13 protein-coding genes are annotated in these 14437 nt (G+C 66.4%); 3 read left to right on the top strand and 10 right to left on the bottom strand.

Annotated features, from left to right (window positions below):
• Window positions 1-266: 266 nt before the first annotated feature.
• The 4 genes from rpsT to RXV95_RS15820 form a co-directional block, all read right to left on the bottom strand.
• Entirely contained in the window at window positions 267-527 is a 261-nt protein-coding gene (gene rpsT / locus RXV95_RS15835) for a 30S ribosomal protein S20 (RefSeq protein ID WP_338466980.1), read from the bottom strand.
• 113 nt (window positions 528-640) lie between these two features.
• Window positions 641-1696, bottom strand: a complete 1056-nt coding sequence (hemH, locus tag RXV95_RS15830) for a ferrochelatase (RefSeq protein WP_338466979.1) — start codon at window positions 1694-1696, stop codon at window positions 641-643.
• Window positions 1697-1708: 12 nt separating this feature from the next.
• Complete coding sequence (locus RXV95_RS15825) at window positions 1709-3994, bottom strand: molybdopterin cofactor-binding domain-containing protein (protein ID WP_338466978.1); 2286 nt, start codon at window positions 3992-3994, stop codon at window positions 1709-1711.
• A 5-nt stretch (window positions 3995-3999) separates the two neighbouring features.
• Window positions 4000-4767, bottom strand: coding sequence for an Mrp/NBP35 family ATP-binding protein (locus RXV95_RS15820; protein ID WP_338468590.1), 768 nt, complete (start codon window positions 4765-4767; stop codon window positions 4000-4002).
• A gap of 378 nt (window positions 4768-5145) precedes the next feature.
• Here RXV95_RS15820 and RXV95_RS15815 point away from each other — a divergent pair, with 378 nt between their 5' ends.
• The 3 genes from RXV95_RS15815 to RXV95_RS15805 all read left to right on the top strand — a co-directional run bounded on the left by RXV95_RS15815 (window position 5146) and on the right by RXV95_RS15805 (window position 8770).
• Window positions 5146-6273: a protease modulator HflK gene (locus tag RXV95_RS15815; protein ID WP_338466977.1), complete on the top strand. Its 1128-nt coding sequence runs from the start codon at window positions 5146-5148 to the stop codon at window positions 6271-6273.
• A 1-nt stretch (window position 6274) separates the two neighbouring features.
• Window positions 6275-7117 carry a protease modulator HflC gene (locus RXV95_RS15810; protein ID WP_338466976.1) on the top strand — a complete coding sequence of 281 codons (843 nt, stop codon included), beginning with the start codon at window positions 6275-6277 and terminating at the stop codon, window positions 7115-7117.
• 129 nt (window positions 7118-7246) lie between these two features.
• Window positions 7247-8770, top strand: coding sequence for a Do family serine endopeptidase (locus RXV95_RS15805; RefSeq protein ID WP_338466975.1), 1524 nt, complete (start codon window positions 7247-7249; stop codon window positions 8768-8770).
• Window positions 8771-8916: 146 nt separating this feature from the next.
• On the opposite strand, the gene RXV95_RS15800 is transcribed toward RXV95_RS15805, so the two are convergent.
• The 6 genes from RXV95_RS15800 to RXV95_RS15775 form a co-directional block, all read right to left on the bottom strand.
• Window positions 8917-9156, bottom strand: coding sequence for a hypothetical protein (locus RXV95_RS15800; protein ID WP_338466974.1), 240 nt, complete (start codon window positions 9154-9156; stop codon window positions 8917-8919).
• Between the two features lie 86 nt (window positions 9157-9242).
• Entirely contained in the window at window positions 9243-11468 is a 2226-nt protein-coding gene (locus RXV95_RS15795) for a PBP1A family penicillin-binding protein (RefSeq protein ID WP_338466973.1), read from the bottom strand.
• 133 nt (window positions 11469-11601) lie between these two features.
• On the bottom strand, window positions 11602-12003 hold the full coding sequence (gene msrB, locus RXV95_RS15790) for a peptide-methionine (R)-S-oxide reductase MsrB (protein ID WP_338466972.1): 402 nt from the start codon (window positions 12001-12003) through the stop codon (window positions 11602-11604).
• Between the two features lie 46 nt (window positions 12004-12049).
• Window positions 12050-12502: an NfeD family protein gene (locus tag RXV95_RS15785; RefSeq protein WP_338466971.1), complete on the bottom strand. Its 453-nt coding sequence runs from the start codon at window positions 12500-12502 to the stop codon at window positions 12050-12052.
• A 4-nt stretch (window positions 12503-12506) separates the two neighbouring features.
• Window positions 12507-13487, bottom strand: a complete 981-nt coding sequence (locus RXV95_RS15780) for an SPFH domain-containing protein (protein ID WP_338466970.1) — start codon at window positions 13485-13487, stop codon at window positions 12507-12509.
• 107 nt (window positions 13488-13594) lie between these two features.
• Complete coding sequence (locus RXV95_RS15775) at window positions 13595-14305, bottom strand: hypothetical protein (protein ID WP_338466969.1); 711 nt, start codon at window positions 14303-14305, stop codon at window positions 13595-13597.
• Window positions 14306-14437 lie beyond the last annotated feature (132 nt).

Here is a 14437-nt window from a genome sequence, read left to right as displayed (position 1 = left end):
AAAGTGTCCAGCGCGCCGACGCAAAAAAACTGAAATATTGACCCTTGACGGGCTGTGAAGCGCAGAACTCCGTCAAAGGTTTGTTTTGAAACGATTTACCCGATTTGGCGAAAGCGAATCGCGGTTTTTCCTACACTTGCCGCGACCGCACAATGTCACCATTGCAACGTGTGTGACACAAACGGAACATGGCCGGCGGGGATGCCGCCGGCCATGTTCCGTTTATGTGCCGGTGTTGCGTGCGCCAGGGGCGCCCCGCAAGCGAATCAGAGCGAGGCGACTCGCTTCGTCAGACGCGAGAACTTGCGCGCGGCGGTGTTCTTGTGAATCACGCCGCGGGCAACGCCGCGGGCCAGTTCGGGCTGGGCAGCCTTCAGCGCTTCCTGTGCCGCGGTCTTGTCTCCGCCGGCGATCGCCGCTTCCACGGTCTTCACGAAAGTGCGGATGCGGCTCATGCGGTTGCCGTTAATCACGGCGCGGCGTTCGTTGCGACGGATGCGCTTGCGGGCTTGCGGCGTATTGGCCATGTCTGTCCTCTAACGGGCCGCCGGGGCGACCGGTGAATTCCTGGTTGTCGAATATCGAAAGAGCGGGAGAACCCGCCGGAAAGCGGCGCCCTTAACGGTGCGGGTGCGAATCGTCAACTGTTTCCGGCGCTTTCCGCCCCCGGCAGCCAGCCCGAAAGTTCGCGCCGCACCAGCGATTCGATCATGTCCATGCCCTGCCCGCCCGCGTTCAGGCACGACAGCGCGGCGAAGTGCGCGCCGCCTGCCGCCAGGAAATCGTCGCGCCCGCGAATCGCCAGTTCTTCCAGCGTCTCCAGGCAATCGGCGGAAAATCCCGGCGCCGCCACCGCCACGCCGTGCGTGCCCTTGCGCGCTTCTTCCAGCAGGACCGCGTCCGTTGCCGGTTCGAGCCATTTCGCCCGCCCGAATCGCGACTGGAACGTGGTTTCTATCCGCAGGCCGGGATGGCTGGCGGCGAAGGCCTCCTCCAGCAGGCGCGACGTCTTGCGGCAGTGGCAGTGATAGGGATCGCCCAGGTGCAGCGTGCGTTCCGGCATGCCGTGATAGCTGAGCAGCAGGATCTGCGGCCTGAAATCGAGCGCGTCCATCTGGTTGGAAAGGTCGGCATGGAGCGCGGCGATATAGCCGGGATCGTCGTGATAGGGGGGCAGCGTGCGCAGCGCGGGCAGGCGCCGCGTGGCCTTGATCCAGTCCGCCAGCGCATCGAGCACGCTGGCGGTCGTCGCGCCCGAATATTGCGGATAGAGCGGCGCGACGAGCACGCGGTCGCAGCCGGCTTCGGCAAGTCCGTCCATTTCGCCGGCGATGGACGGGCTGCCGTACCGCATCGCGTGGCGCACGATCGCGCCATTGCCCAGCCGGTCCTGCAGCGCGCGGGCCTGCGCGGCGGTGATCGCGGCAAGCGGCGAGCCGTCCGGCCCCCAGACCTGCGCATAGGCGTGGGCGGATTTCTTCGGCCGCGTGTTCAGGATGATGCCGCGCAGGATCGGCTGCCAGGCAATCGGCGGGATTTCCACCACGCGCCGGTCGGAAAGGAATTCGGCAAGGTAGCGCTTCACCGCCGAGGGGGTGGGGGCGTCCGGCGTGCCGAGGTTGACAAGCAGCACGCCGATGCGTCCCGAACGGATGGCCGGATGGTCGGCCGGGGTGTGCGGATTGGGTGTGTCCATGCCCTGCGCTTCCTAAAGCCCGTCGGACAGCAGCGGCAAGCGCCGGAAGCGCAGGCCGGTTGCAGAGAACAGCGCGTTGGCAATCGCGGGAGCGACCGGTGCCACGGCCAGTTCCCCCGGATCGAACGGTCCTTCCCCGCTATCGGCGAAGGCCACGTCTATCGCCGGGCAATCGGCAAGCAGCGGCAGCGCCAGTTCCGAAAGGTGACCGGCCAGCGGAAGGCCGCGCGCATAACCGGTCGATCCGCCGATCGCCATGCCCAGCCCGAAAACCATGCCGCCTTCCACCTGCTGGCGGGCGATATCCATGTTCACGATGCCCCCTATGTCCAGAAAGGCGCTCAACCGGTCTACCCGCACCCCGCCTTCGTCGCGCCGGGCGGTGGCGACGACGGCGATGTGGCCTTCGCGCATCCCGTCCGGCCCGGCCAGCCGCATCGTGTGACAGGCGATGCCCTGTCCGGAATTGTCGCCCCCGCCGCCCCAGTTGGAAAGCTTCGCCACGCCTTGCAGGCAGGCGACAAGGCGCGGGTTGTCGCCCAGCATGCCGATGCGGAAGGAAAGCGGTTCACGCGATCCGTGGTGCGCAACCTCGTCTATGAAGCATTCAGTGAAGAACGCGCCATAGCCGTGCGCGTTCGAGCGATAGCGGCCCGTGGGCAGCGCAAGGTCGACCGGAACGTGATCGACCGCGCATTCCGGAATGGCATAGGGCGGCAGCGCGGCTTCGCACGCGGTCGGGTCTGTCTTGCCGCTGGCCGCGTCCAGCGCATCGGGCGGCGACTTGCCGTGCAGCAGGCGTTCCCCCGCTTCGATCGCGGTGGCGGGCAGCGCCATGCGTGTGCGCCAGCCCAGCACCTGCATCCTGTCCGGCCCGACGGCGGCGGAAAGCTGCGCGGCTACCGGCGTGCGCGGAAACGAGGCAAGCGATTCCTGCCAGCGCGACCAGCGCAGTTGCACCGGCTTGTCCAGCGCCCTGGCGATGGCCGTCGCTTCCGCCGCGATGCGCGTGTCGAGCCGCGCGTCGAACGATCCGCCCGCCTGCATCGGATAAAGGATGGTGTCGGCAAGGCTGACCCCGGCAATGCGCGCCGCCACGCGCCGCGCGCGTTCGGGCGCCTGGGTGGCGAGCCACAGTTCCAGCCGTCCGTCCTTGATCCGCGCCGTCGCTGTGGCGGTTTCGATCGCGGCGTGAAGCGCGGGTTCGACATCGTAGCGGACGGAAAGATCGGGTTTGGCCAGCACTGCATCGGGATTTCCCGTGCCGGCGACGCGGTGGGCCTTGCCGCTTTTCAGCGCCTTGTCCATCGCGTCGTCCATCGTGCCGCTGTCCGCCACCGGCCCTGCGGCGCGGAAGGTGGGAGCCATCGCCTTCACCGCCGTTTCGGCGGCGTGCCAGGTGTTGGCTGCTGCCGCCAGCCAGCCGCGCGCATGGACCACGCCGGCAAGGCCGGGCACGCTGGCGGCGGCATCCTTGTCATAGCGGCCCAGCACGCTGTTGCCTTGCGGCCCGTGCATGATCGCGGCGTGAACCATTTCGGGCACGCGCACGTCGCCAGCGAAAGTGAAGCTGCCGTCCACCTTGGCGGGCAGGTCGATCCTTGGGAACGCAGGGCGCATTCCTTCGGGCACCGATGAAGGCACTTCGCGCGCGGCATCCTGTAACAGCACGAGCGGAGAGGGTGCGTCAAACCCGGCGGCCTTGTCCGCCAGCTCGCCGAAGCGCGCCTGCTTGTCGCCATGGAGGATGAAGCCGTCCTTCGCCTGGCATTCCTCCCAGCGCACGCCCCATTTCTCGGCGGCGGCCATCGCCAGCACCGCGCGCACACCCGCCGCCGCTTCGCGCAGCGGCTGTTCATAGGCGGCAAGCGCGGTGCCGTCCGCCGTGACCAGCAAGGGCGCGCGATCGGCATAGCGTTCAGCCAGGGCGTCGCCCGGCGCATCGGCGAGCGAGGGAAACGCCGGCATCCACAGCCGCGCCCAGTGCGCGGCAAGCACCGGATCGGCATAGACGGGACTTTGCGGTGCGGGCTCGATCGCGATCTGCCGCCAGTCCGCGCCCATTTCCACCGCCGCGATTTGCGGCAGGATGGTGGAAATTCCCTGCCCCATCTCGCACACGGGCAGCGCCACGGTAACAACGCCGCCGCGCGAAACGCGAAGCCATGCGTTGAAGGCGTGTTCGCCCTTGCCCGCGTCCAGCGGCACGGCATAGCGGCGCGGCATCAGCGCGAAGGCGGCGACAAGGCCGCCGCCCGCTGCCGCGCCGATCAGGATGCCGCGACGCGTGACGCGCACCGGGTTCAGCCCTGGCTGTCCAGCCAGGCGGCGATGCGCCGCGCGATGGCGGCGAAGGCTTCGCCTTGCGAACTGTCGCCTGCGGCGGGCGGTTTGCCCGCATCGCTGTCCTGCCGGATCGAGAGGTCGAGCGGAACGCGGCCCAGAAAATCCAGCCCCATCGTCTTCGCCGCCGCTTCCGCGCCGCCCTGCCCGAAGGGATCGCTCACCTCGCCGCAATGCGGGCAGGCATAACCCGCCATGTTCTCTACCAGGCCGATGACCGGCACCTGCCCCTGTTCGAACAGGTTGATCGCCCGCGTCGCGTCGATCAGCGCAAGATCCTGCGGCGTGGAAACGATCACCGCGCCTGCCGGCTTGAACTTCTGCAGCATCGTGATCTGAACGTCGCCGGTGCCCGGCGGCAGATCGATCACCAGGATTTCCGCATCGCCCCAGTCCGCGTCGACCAGCTGCGAAAGCGCATTGCCCGCCATCGGCCCGCGCCATGCGGCGGCGCGTCCGGGCGGAAGCAGGTGGCCCATCGAAAGAAGCGGCACGCCATACTTGCTGGGCACGGGGTACAGCTTCTTGTCGTCGGCTTCTGGCTGCACGCCTTCGTTGCCGAACAGGCGCGGCTGCGACGGACCATAGATATCGGCATCCACCAGCCCGACCTTGCGGCCCATGCGCGCAAGCGCGACGGCGACATTGGCCGAAAGGGTCGACTTGCCGACACCGCCCTTGCCCGATCCGATCGCCAGGATCTTGCGTTGCGGCTTGTCGGCCGTCATCGCCACGCGCACTTCGCTGGCGCCTGCCTTGCGGGCCGCGTCGCGCACCGCCATTTCCAGCTTGTCGCGGTCCAGCCGGTCGAGCCCGGCCACGTCGACCACGATCGTGCCTACACCGTCTGCCAGCCTTGCCGACTGCATCCTGCCGCCGGCCGCCGCGCTGACGGTTGCTGCGAAATCGTCTTCTTCCTTGCTCACTCTTGCGCCCTGTCCTTGCCCTTGTCCTTGCCAGCCGTTGATGCACGGCGCGGAATTTTTGCGTGGCACGCCTCCTAGCAGAGCCTTTTTCGGGTGGAGAGACTGTTTTTCGCGGGAAGGCTTCCTATAACGGGTGGCATGACATTTCTGGGTGGGCGCATAAGGCGCATTGGATGGGCAATGGCCGGCAGGAAAAGTCCGTGGGGACCGTCGGGCGATTCAGGCGACGAGGGTGATTCCCCGGCGGGCGGAGACGATGGCGCGCCCGGCGGCGGCAAGTCCGCCGGCGGCGATGGCCCGCGCAATCCCTGGTTGCCGCCGTCCTCGCCGGACGAAGGCCCGCGCCGTTCGGCCAGCATAGAAGATATCTTCCGTTCGCGCTCCAACCGCCGTGGTGGTGGTGGCGGAGGTGGCGGCGGCGGCGGCGGATCGTTCCCGCGCCTGCCGATCCGTCCCGACGGGCGCAGCTGGGCGCCGTGGCTGGTGCTGGCGGTGGTCGCTGTGTGGCTGTTCACCACCGCCGTGCATCGCATCGGCCCGCAGGAACGCGGCGTGGTCGCCACCTTCGGCAAGTATTCGCACGAGCTGACTCCCGGCACCAGCCTGACGCTGCCCTGGCCGTTCCAGACGGTTACGGTGCGCGACGTGACGTCGATCCGGCGCGATTCGATCCCCGAGGGCGAGAGCGAGCGCCTGATGCTCACGTCGGATCAGAACCTGGTCGACCTGTCGTACCTGGTGCGCTGGAACATCAAGGATCTGAAGCGCTATCTTTATCAGATCGCGGACCCGGACAAGACCGTGAAGGAAGTGGCCGAAGCCGCGATGCGCCAGTCCATCGCCGAAGTGACTCTGAACGACGCGATGGGCGCGGGCCGGGCGCAGATAGAACAGAACGCGCGCCAGCGCATGCAGCAGATCCTGGATGCCTATCACGCCGGGATCACGATCCAGGGCGTGGAGATCAAGAAGACCGACCCGCCGTCGAAGGTGGTGGACGCCTTCAAGGAAGTGCTGGCCGCGCAGCAGGACGCGCAAAGCTCCATCAACCGGGCCGAAGCCTGGGCGCAGCAGCTCACCGCGCGCGCGCAGGGTGACGCGACGGCTTTCGACAAGGTCTATGAACAGTACCGGCTGGCTCCCGAAGTGACCCGGCGGCGCATGTATTACGAAACGATGGAACGCGTGCTGAGCAAGAACAACAAGATCATCATAGAAGCGCCGGGAACGATTCCCTACCTGCCGCTGCCGCCGCAGATGGTGCAGGCGCCGCAGGCCGGCACCACTTCGGGTTCGGGAGGGAACTGACATGGAACAGTTCTTCAGGGACCAGAAGGCGGCTATTGTCGCAATCGTGATCCTGGTGGTCGCGGCGCTCAGCGTGGCGATCGTCGTGCCCGAAAACGAACAGGCCGTTGTCGTCCGGCTGGGCGATCCGGTGCGGGTGATCAACCGCTTCAAGCCCAACCAGCCCTATGGCCAGACCGGCGCCGGGCTTTCGTGGCGCATTCCGCTGCTGGAACAGGTGGTGTGGATCGACAAGCGCGTGCTCGACGTCGACATGCAAAGCCAGCAGGTGACCAGTTCGGACCAGCAGCGCCTGATGGTGGACGCCTATGCCCGCTTCCGCGTGATCGACCCGGTCAAGATGTACGAGACCGCCGGCACGACCGAGCGCGTGGCCGAACAGCTCCAGCCGATCCTCAACTCGCAGCTTCGCCAGGAACTGGGCAAGCGCACGTTCGCGTCGTTGCTTACGGCGGAACGCGGCGCGGCGATGGACAACATCCGCAAGGGGCTGGACAAGGAAGCGCGCGAATATGGCGCGCAGGTGATCGACGTGCGCATCAAGCGGGCCGACCTGCCCGACGGCGCGCCGCTGGAAAGCGCGTTTACCCGTATGCAGACCGCGCGCCAGCAGGAAGCGGCGACGATCCGCGCGCAGGGCGACAAGAAGGCGCAGATCATCCGGGCCGAGGCCGAAGCCCAGGCGGCAAAGACCTATGCCGACGCCTTTGGCAAGGATCCGAAGTTCTATGATTTCTACCGGGCGATGCAGAGCTATGACACGACCTTCGATTCGAAGGACGGCCAGACTTCCATCATCCTGTCGCCCGACAACGAGTACCTGAAGCAGTTCAAGGGAAAGTGACCGATTTGTAAGGCTTGCGCCCGCGCATATTCAAACCATGTTCAGGCGTATGCAGGTTGTAGGGATACCGGGGATCGTAACGCGGCCAAGTGCCCGCACGACTGCGAATAGCAAGAGGATACAAGACACGTGCGATACGCCTACGGAGTAACCACCGCACTCCTCCTCGCCGGGAGCGCGCTCACCCTTGCCACGGGCTTTCCCGCCGGTGCGCAGGTTGCGCAGAACGACCAGACCGAAATGCGCACCGTGGTGCCGCGTGCAGGTGCCCCATCCAGCTTTGCGGACCTGACAGAGCAGCTTCAGCCGGCGGTGGTCAACATCTCCACCCGCCAGCGCATGCGCGTGCAGACCAATCCCTTTGCCGGAACGCCCTTCGGCGACATGTTCGGCGGCCAGGGCGGCGGCACGACCACGCGTGAGGCGCAGTCGCTGGGGTCGGGCTTCATCATTTCGGCCGATGGTTATGTGGTCACCAACAACCACGTCATCACCGCCGACGGCAAGGGCAAGGTGGAATCGATCACCGTCACCCTGCAGGACGGCACAGAGTATCCGGCCAAGCTGGTCGGCAGCGACGATGCGTCCGACCTTGCGGTGCTGAAGATCAACCGCACCAAGCCGTTCCCGTTCGTGAAGTTCGGGGATTCGCGCAAGGCGCGCGTGGGCGACTGGGTTCTGGCGATCGGCAACCCGTTCGGGCTGGGCGGCACGGTGACGGCCGGCATCATCTCGGCGGTGTATCGCAACACCGGATCGGGCAGCGCCTATGACCGCTATCTGCAGACCGACGCATCGATCAACCGGGGCAACTCGGGCGGGCCGATGTTCGACATGCAGGGCCAGGTGATCGGCATCAACAACGCGATCTTCTCGCCCACCGGCGGCAGCGTGGGCATCGGCTTCGCGATCCCCGCCGATACGGCGGCGCCGATCGTGCAGAAGCTGATCAAGGGCGAAAAGATCGAGCGCGGCTATCTGGGCGTGCGCATTCAGGCGGTGAGCGACGACCTGGCGGATTCGCTGGGCATTGCGCACAACCGTGGTGAATTCATCCAGGCGGTCGAGCCGGACGGACCCGCGGGCAAGGCCGGTATCAAGGCGGGCGACGTGGTCACCGCCGTCAACGGCAAGGACGTGACGCCCGACCAGTCGCTGTCCTACCTGGTGGCCAACACGCCTCCGGGCACGCGCATCCCGCTTGAGGTGATCCGCAACGGCAAGCGCATGACGCTGAACGTCACGGTCGCCACGCGGCCGAGCGAGAAGGAACTTGCGCAGCAATCGTTCGACCCGAACAGCCAGGACAACAATCCTTTCGCCAACGGACAGGACCAGCAGGACCAGTCCGGCACGATCGAGAAGTCGCTGGGGCTGGGCGTGATCACGCTGACCCCGCAGATCGCGCGCCAGCTTGGCGCGGGAGACGTGACCGGCGTTGTGGTGACAGGCGTCGACAATTCGTCCGACGCGGCGGCCAAGGGCTTGCAGCGCGGCGATATCATCATGTCGGCGAACTATCGCGACGTCGCCTCTCCGGGCGACCTCGAATCGGCGGTGCGCGCGGCCAAGGCCGACGGGCGCGAAGCGCTTCTGCTGCGCGTGAAGCGGCGCGGCCAGCCGGCCATCTACGTGCCTATCCGCCTGCGCTGACCAGGCGCAGCGAGCAGGCCATGCAAAAGGGCCGCGCCGGTATAAGCCCGGCGCGGCCCTTTTCGCGTTCCCTTATCCCGCCATCCCAGCGTAGGAACGGTTAGCTTCAGGCTTTTACCTGTCCACGCGCCCTAAGCTGTCGGGCGTCAATAGCTGGCAGGCGGGTCGCTGGCCGGGAAGGTTTCGTCCATCGCTTCGTCCACCTTGTCCCATTGCACGGGACGGTCGCGCTGTGCGTCCGCCCCGGCATCGCGCACCTTGGAAAAGTTGCCGCCAAAGCCGTTCCGGCCCGGCAGCGCGGCGTGCCGCCGGCGTGAACGATTGGCGATGCGATAGATGGCATAGCCGCCGGCGATCCCCGCAGCCGCCCAGTTCAGCAGTCCCATTTTCGTCTCCCATGCGTATCGGCCGCAGGCCCGTGGCCCGCCATCATACCCGATCAACGCATGGAAGCCGAAATGGTTCGCGTGTTTCAGTAACCGGACGGGCGCGGCACGGAAGGCGGGGCCACGGTTCGCGTGGGTATCGGCGTGGGCGTTGGCGCCATGCGCGGACGCGGTGCGATGTTGCGCTTCACGTCGGGGGAAAGCGCGCCCGTTTGCGTGGTGCCCTGCCCGTCCTGCTTCCCGGTCGCACGGTCGAGGAAATCCTCGCCAGCGGCGGGCGGGGGCGGACCCGCCGGGACAAGGCCGTCCGGGCCGGAGGGCAGTGGCTGGCCATCGGCCGGGCGCTGCGGCTGGTCTTGCTGGCCGGCGTGCGACGGATCGACCAGGTTGCCCTGCTCGTCGACATAGTAATAGTCGCCCGGATCGCCCTGATAGGCCTCGTCGTCCGGTTCAAGCTGCCATTGGGGCAGTTTCACCTCGGTATCGAAATGCTCGACCGGCCGCTTGGCGGTGGCATAGCGCATATAGGCGGCAAAGGCCCGCGCAGGCGCGGCGCCGCCGTGAAGTCCAGGCACCGGTTTGGCATCGTCGCGGCCCATCCATACGCCGGTGGTGATCCCGCTGGAAAAGCCCACGAACCAACCGTCCTTGTCGGAGCTGGTCGTTCCGGTCTTGCCCGCGACCGGCCGGCCGATCTGCGCGGCGCGGCCCGTGCCGGTGTTGACCGTGGTCTGCAACAGGTCGGTAATTCCGGCCACGACATAGGGCGGGACGAGGACTTGCGGCGGGTTGGGCTGGTGCTGGTACAGCACTTCGCCGTCGGTCGTCGTCACCTTGCGGATGCCGTATGGCGTGACCAGCTGGCCCTTCGCCTCCACGCCCGCAAAGGCGCGCGTCATGTCGATCACGCGCACTTCCGAACTGCCCAGCACCATCGCGGGCATCGTGTTGATCGGCGTGGTGATGCCAAAGCGCCGCGCCATTCCCGCTACCGCGGCAAAGCCAACTTCGTTGCCCAGTTGCGCGGCAACGGTGTTCTTCGAATAGGCAAAGGCGCTGCGCACGTCGATTGCGCCGGCATAGTGGTTGCCCGCGTTCTTGGGGCTCCACCCGTCGATCGTCACCGGCTCGTCAACCACGCGGTCGTCGGGCGTATATCCCGCTTCCAGCGCGGCCATATAGACGAACAGCTTCCATGCAGAGCCGGGCTGGCGCATCGCGTCCGTCGCGCGGTTATAGTTGCTGGTCACGTAATCGGTGCCGCCCACCATCGCCAGCACAGCGCCGTCACGGTCAAGGCTGACCAGCGCGCCTTGCGCGCCCTTGGGGGCATTGGCCTTGATCGCCGCGGTGGCCGCGCGCTGCATGCCGGGATCGAGCGTGGTCCAGACTTCTATCGGCTTGTCGTTTTCGGGCAGCAGCACGTCTAGCTGGGGCAGCGCCCAGTCGGTGAAATAGCGCACCGAGTTCTGCCCGGTTTCCTTCGCCAGCTTCACCTTGTCCAGGTTTACCGCGTCCGCCTGGGCCTGGGTGATCGCGCCGTGGCGGACCATCAGGCCCAGCACCACGTGCGCGCGCTCCTTCCCGGCTTCGGCGTCGGCGGTGGGCGAATAGTGCGACGGTGCCTTCACCAGCCCCGCGACAATCGCGGATTCGCCCAAGGTCAGCTGCTGCGCGGGATGGCCGAAGAACTTGCGGCTGGCCGCGTCGATGCCATAGGCGCCGCCGCCGAAATAGACCTTGTTCAGATACAGCTCGAGTATCTGGTCTTTCGAGAATTTCTGTTCCAGCGCCAGCGCCAGGACCGCTTCGCGTGCCTTGCGGGCGAAGGTCTTGGAATTGTTGAGGAAGATGTTGCGTGCCAGCTGCTGGGTGATCGTCGATCCGCCCTGCCGCCAGTGGCCGGTTTCCACGCGCACCATGATCGACCGGGCGATGCCCAGCGGATCGATGCCGAAATGGTCGCGATAACGCCGGTCCTCCGTCGAAACGATCGCTTCGGTCATCGTCTTCGGGATCTGGGCATAGGGCACCCACTTGCCATAGCTGGGGCCAAGCGTGACGAGTTCGGACCCGTCGTTCGCGCGCACCACGATCATCTGGCCGGTCTGGCTGGACTTCAGCGACTGGTAGCTGGGCAGCGAACGCTCTGTCATCGCGACGGCCACGCCCAGCACGATCGCGCCCAGCAACGCGAAGGCCAGGCCCCAGACGAACAGCCGTCCGAGCCATCGCCGCCAGAACGGCTTTGCCTTGCGTGATCGTGATGAGCGGCCCGAACCAGAGCCGCGCGGGGTGTCCCGTCTTGCCATTACGCTGTTATCGTTTCCCTCGCGGGCATCCGCGCCCGTCCATTCGCCCATGCATAGGCAAGTTGTAACCGGGAATTAATCGATTTCTCGCGCGGACGGAAAAAGCGCCCGTTTTCGCGCGGCAAATGCCGGATCAATCGTCTTGCGGTTCGAAATCGAGCGATGCGCTGTTCATGCAGTAACGCAGCCCGTCGGGGCCGGGGCCATCCGGGAAAACGTGGCCAAGATGCCCTTCGCACTTCGCGCAGCGCACTTCGGTGCGGACCATGCCGTGCGACGCATCGCGGTGGACTTCCACCGCTTCGCCGTCGACCGGCGCGGTGAAGCTGGGCCAGCCCGATCCGCTGTCATACTTGGTTCCGGACAGGAACAGCGGCGCACCGCACCCAGCGCAACGATACATGCCGGCGGCCTTGTTCTTTTCGTACTTGCCGGTGAAGGCGCGCTCCGTCCCCGCCTGGCGCAGCACCTGATACTGCTCGGGCGTAAGGCGTTCGCGCCATTCGGCGTCGGTCAGCTGGATCTTGTCGGACACGTTCGATTCTCCCTTGTTGCCAAGGGATATGGGATGCGGCCCCGCGTCAGTGCAAGTGTTCGACCAGCAGGATCGCGCCATCGTGCCCCGATACGCGCATCCGTGTGCCGGGTTCGGCGTCCGGGCCGCGCGCGATCCATTCCGAATCGCCCTGTTTCACCCGTCCGGAGCCGCCGTCTATCGCATGGGTCACGATCACCGTTTCGCCGATCAGCCTTGCGCCGCGATCGTTCATGTTGGGGTCCGCGCTCTCGATCGGGTTGTCGGCCAGCCACGACCGCGCACCGAACAGGACGAGCGCGGCCAGCACCACGAAGATCACAACCTGCGCCGCCAGCCCCACCGGAAGCTGCGCGGCGATGATCCCGGTCAGGAAGGCGGCAGCGGCGATCCAGATCAGGAAATAGCCCGGCGCCAGCATCTCGGCGATGGCAAGCCCCACGCCCAGTGCCAGCCAGCCCCAGTGGCTGGTAACGGTCGCCACAAAGCTGTCCAGCATCGGTTCAGCCCTCCGTCTGGCGTGGCGGCGCGGCGGTGCGCGGCACCGTGGTGCGCGGCGGTTGCGGAGAGGCGGCGGGCGGCGCGCCGACGGCTTCCTTCACCAGTTCGCCGATCCCGCCCAGAGAGCCGATCAGCTGCGTTGCTTCCACCGGGAACAGGATGGTCTTGGCGTTGGGCGACGTGGCGAACTTCTGCACCGCCTCCACGTATTTCTGCGCGACGAAATAGTTCAGCGCCTGCGTGCCCGAACTGGCGATCGCTTCGGAAACGACCAGCGTGGCCTTCGCTTCGGCCTCGGCTTCGCGTTCGCGCGCTTCGGCATTGCGGAAAGCGGCTTCGCGGCGGCCCTCCGCCTCGAGGATGTTGGACTGCTTCTCGCCCTCGGCGCGCAGGATCTCGGCCTGCTTTTCGCCTTCGGCTTCCAGGATCTGCGCGCGCTTTTCACGCTCCGCCTTCATCTGGCGGGCCATCGCGTTCGATATGTCGAGCGGCGGGCGGATATCCTTGATCTCTATCCGCGTGATCTTCACGCCCCAGGGCGATGTCGCATGGTCGATCACCGCCAGCAGCCGCGCGTTGATCTCGTCGCGCTTCGACAGCGTTTCATCAAGGTCCATGCTGCCCATCACCGTGCGCAGGTTGGTGGTGGTAAGCTGCATCAGCGCGACGGTGAGATTGGCGACCTCGTAAGCCGCCTTGCCCGGGTCCAGCACCTGGAAAAACACCACAGCGTCCACGCCGACCATCGCGTTGTCGCGCGTGATGATCTCCTGCCCGGGAATGTCGAGCACCTGTTCCATCATGTTGATCTTGCGGCCGACGCGGTCGACGAAGGGCACGATGAAATGCAGCCCCGGCGACGCCGCCAGCGTGAACTTGCCCAGCCTTTCGACGGTATAGACATAGCCCTGCCGGACCACCCGGATCCCGGTGACGAGATAGACGATCACCAGCACGACCAGAAGTATCAGCAGACCGTTCACGGCAATTCCCTCCAAACAGCGAAAAAGCGCCGCAAACAGACTAGCCGGTGGGGCGCGCCTGCCAAGTCAAATCGGAGTGCGGCGGGCGCGCGCTGCCGGGGGCCGCATCAATAATGCTTGGCCTTGTCCGGCTTGGCGAGGTCGAAGCACACGTTGATGTCATAGCGGTTGGCGCCGCCCTTGCTCTTGTCCGCGTCTTCCCCGACCACCCTGTCATGCGCCTGTTCGATCGCGCGGTCGGCCTCATTGCCGCTCTTGCCGCCGGCGATTAGCTGCTTTCTCGCGCGGTCCTTCAGCACAAGGGCCAGCGTCTTCAGGTCTTTTGCAGACGCGCTCAATCCCTCGCGCGTGTGCACCTCGTCATAGGCGAGTTGCAGGATCGCGCTGCAGGTAAGCAGGTCGGGCGTCTGCAGCGGCGGGATCGCGGCGTCGAGCAGCGTCAGGCACGGTTTCATCGCCGCCTTTACCGTTCCGTCGGGATCGTGCGAGTCGACCGCCTGTTTCTGGAACGCGGCGACATCGGCCACCAGAAGGTCGCGCACCTGTTCCTTCGTCAGCCCGGCCTCATCGATCACCCGCGCGCTGGTGCGCACGAAGTATTCCTTGCCGCGCCAGCCGAGCGGCGGCCATTCGAGCGCGCTTTCCACGCCGCGCTGCTGTTCGGACGCGACGATCGCGAAAACGGCGGCGCATTTCAGCGCGGCGCGATGTTCCAGCGTGAGTTTCGATAGGTCCGGCGGGGGCGGGGCGGCTTGCTGTGCGGCGGCGGGAAGCGGCAGGACAAGCGAAGCGGCGGCCAAAAGGGCTGGGATACGCATACGCGCGACTATAGTGACGCGCGCCGGCGGGTCACCGCAAAATCGGGCGAACAACAAAAAATGCGGGCCGCGGCGGCCGGAATTCGATCCGGTGCCGCGGCCCGTCAGTCAGGCGCGCTCCGATGGGATTGG

Origin of the sequence: Novosphingobium sp. ZN18A2 (genome assembly GCF_036784765.1) — a bacterium.
Classification (GTDB): Bacteria; Pseudomonadota; Alphaproteobacteria; order Sphingomonadales; family Sphingomonadaceae; genus Novosphingobium.
This window is presented reverse-complemented; position numbering and strand designations above follow the sequence as displayed.

What these genes read in the sequence shown, in the direction of transcription:
- RXV95_RS15815 (WP_338466977.1), top strand. Translation starts at nt 5,146, where the DNA reads ATGGCCGGCAGGAAAAGTCCGTGGGGACCGTCGGGCGATTCAGGCGAC.
- RXV95_RS15810 (WP_338466976.1), top strand. Translation starts at nt 6,275, where the DNA reads ATGGAACAGTTCTTCAGGGACCAGAAGGCGGCTATTGTCGCAATCGTG.
- RXV95_RS15785 (WP_338466971.1), bottom strand. Translation starts at nt 12,502, where the DNA reads ATGCTGGACAGCTTTGTGGCGACCGTTACCAGCCACTGGGGCTGGCTG.
- RXV95_RS15820 (WP_338468590.1), bottom strand. Translation starts at nt 4,767, where the DNA reads ATGACGGCCGACAAGCCGCAACGCAAGATCCTGGCGATCGGATCGGGC.
- RXV95_RS15800 (WP_338466974.1), bottom strand. Translation starts at nt 9,156, where the DNA reads ATGGGACTGCTGAACTGGGCGGCTGCGGGGATCGCCGGCGGCTATGCC.
- rpsT (WP_338466980.1), bottom strand. Translation starts at nt 527, where the DNA reads ATGGCCAATACGCCGCAAGCCCGCAAGCGCATCCGTCGCAACGAACGC.
- RXV95_RS15795 (WP_338466973.1), bottom strand. Translation starts at nt 11,468, where the DNA reads ATGGCAAGACGGGACACCCCGCGCGGCTCTGGTTCGGGCCGCTCATCA.
- hemH (WP_338466979.1), bottom strand. Translation starts at nt 1,696, where the DNA reads ATGGACACACCCAATCCGCACACCCCGGCCGACCATCCGGCCATCCGT.
- RXV95_RS15775 (WP_338466969.1), bottom strand. Translation starts at nt 14,305, where the DNA reads ATGCGTATCCCAGCCCTTTTGGCCGCCGCTTCGCTTGTCCTGCCGCTT.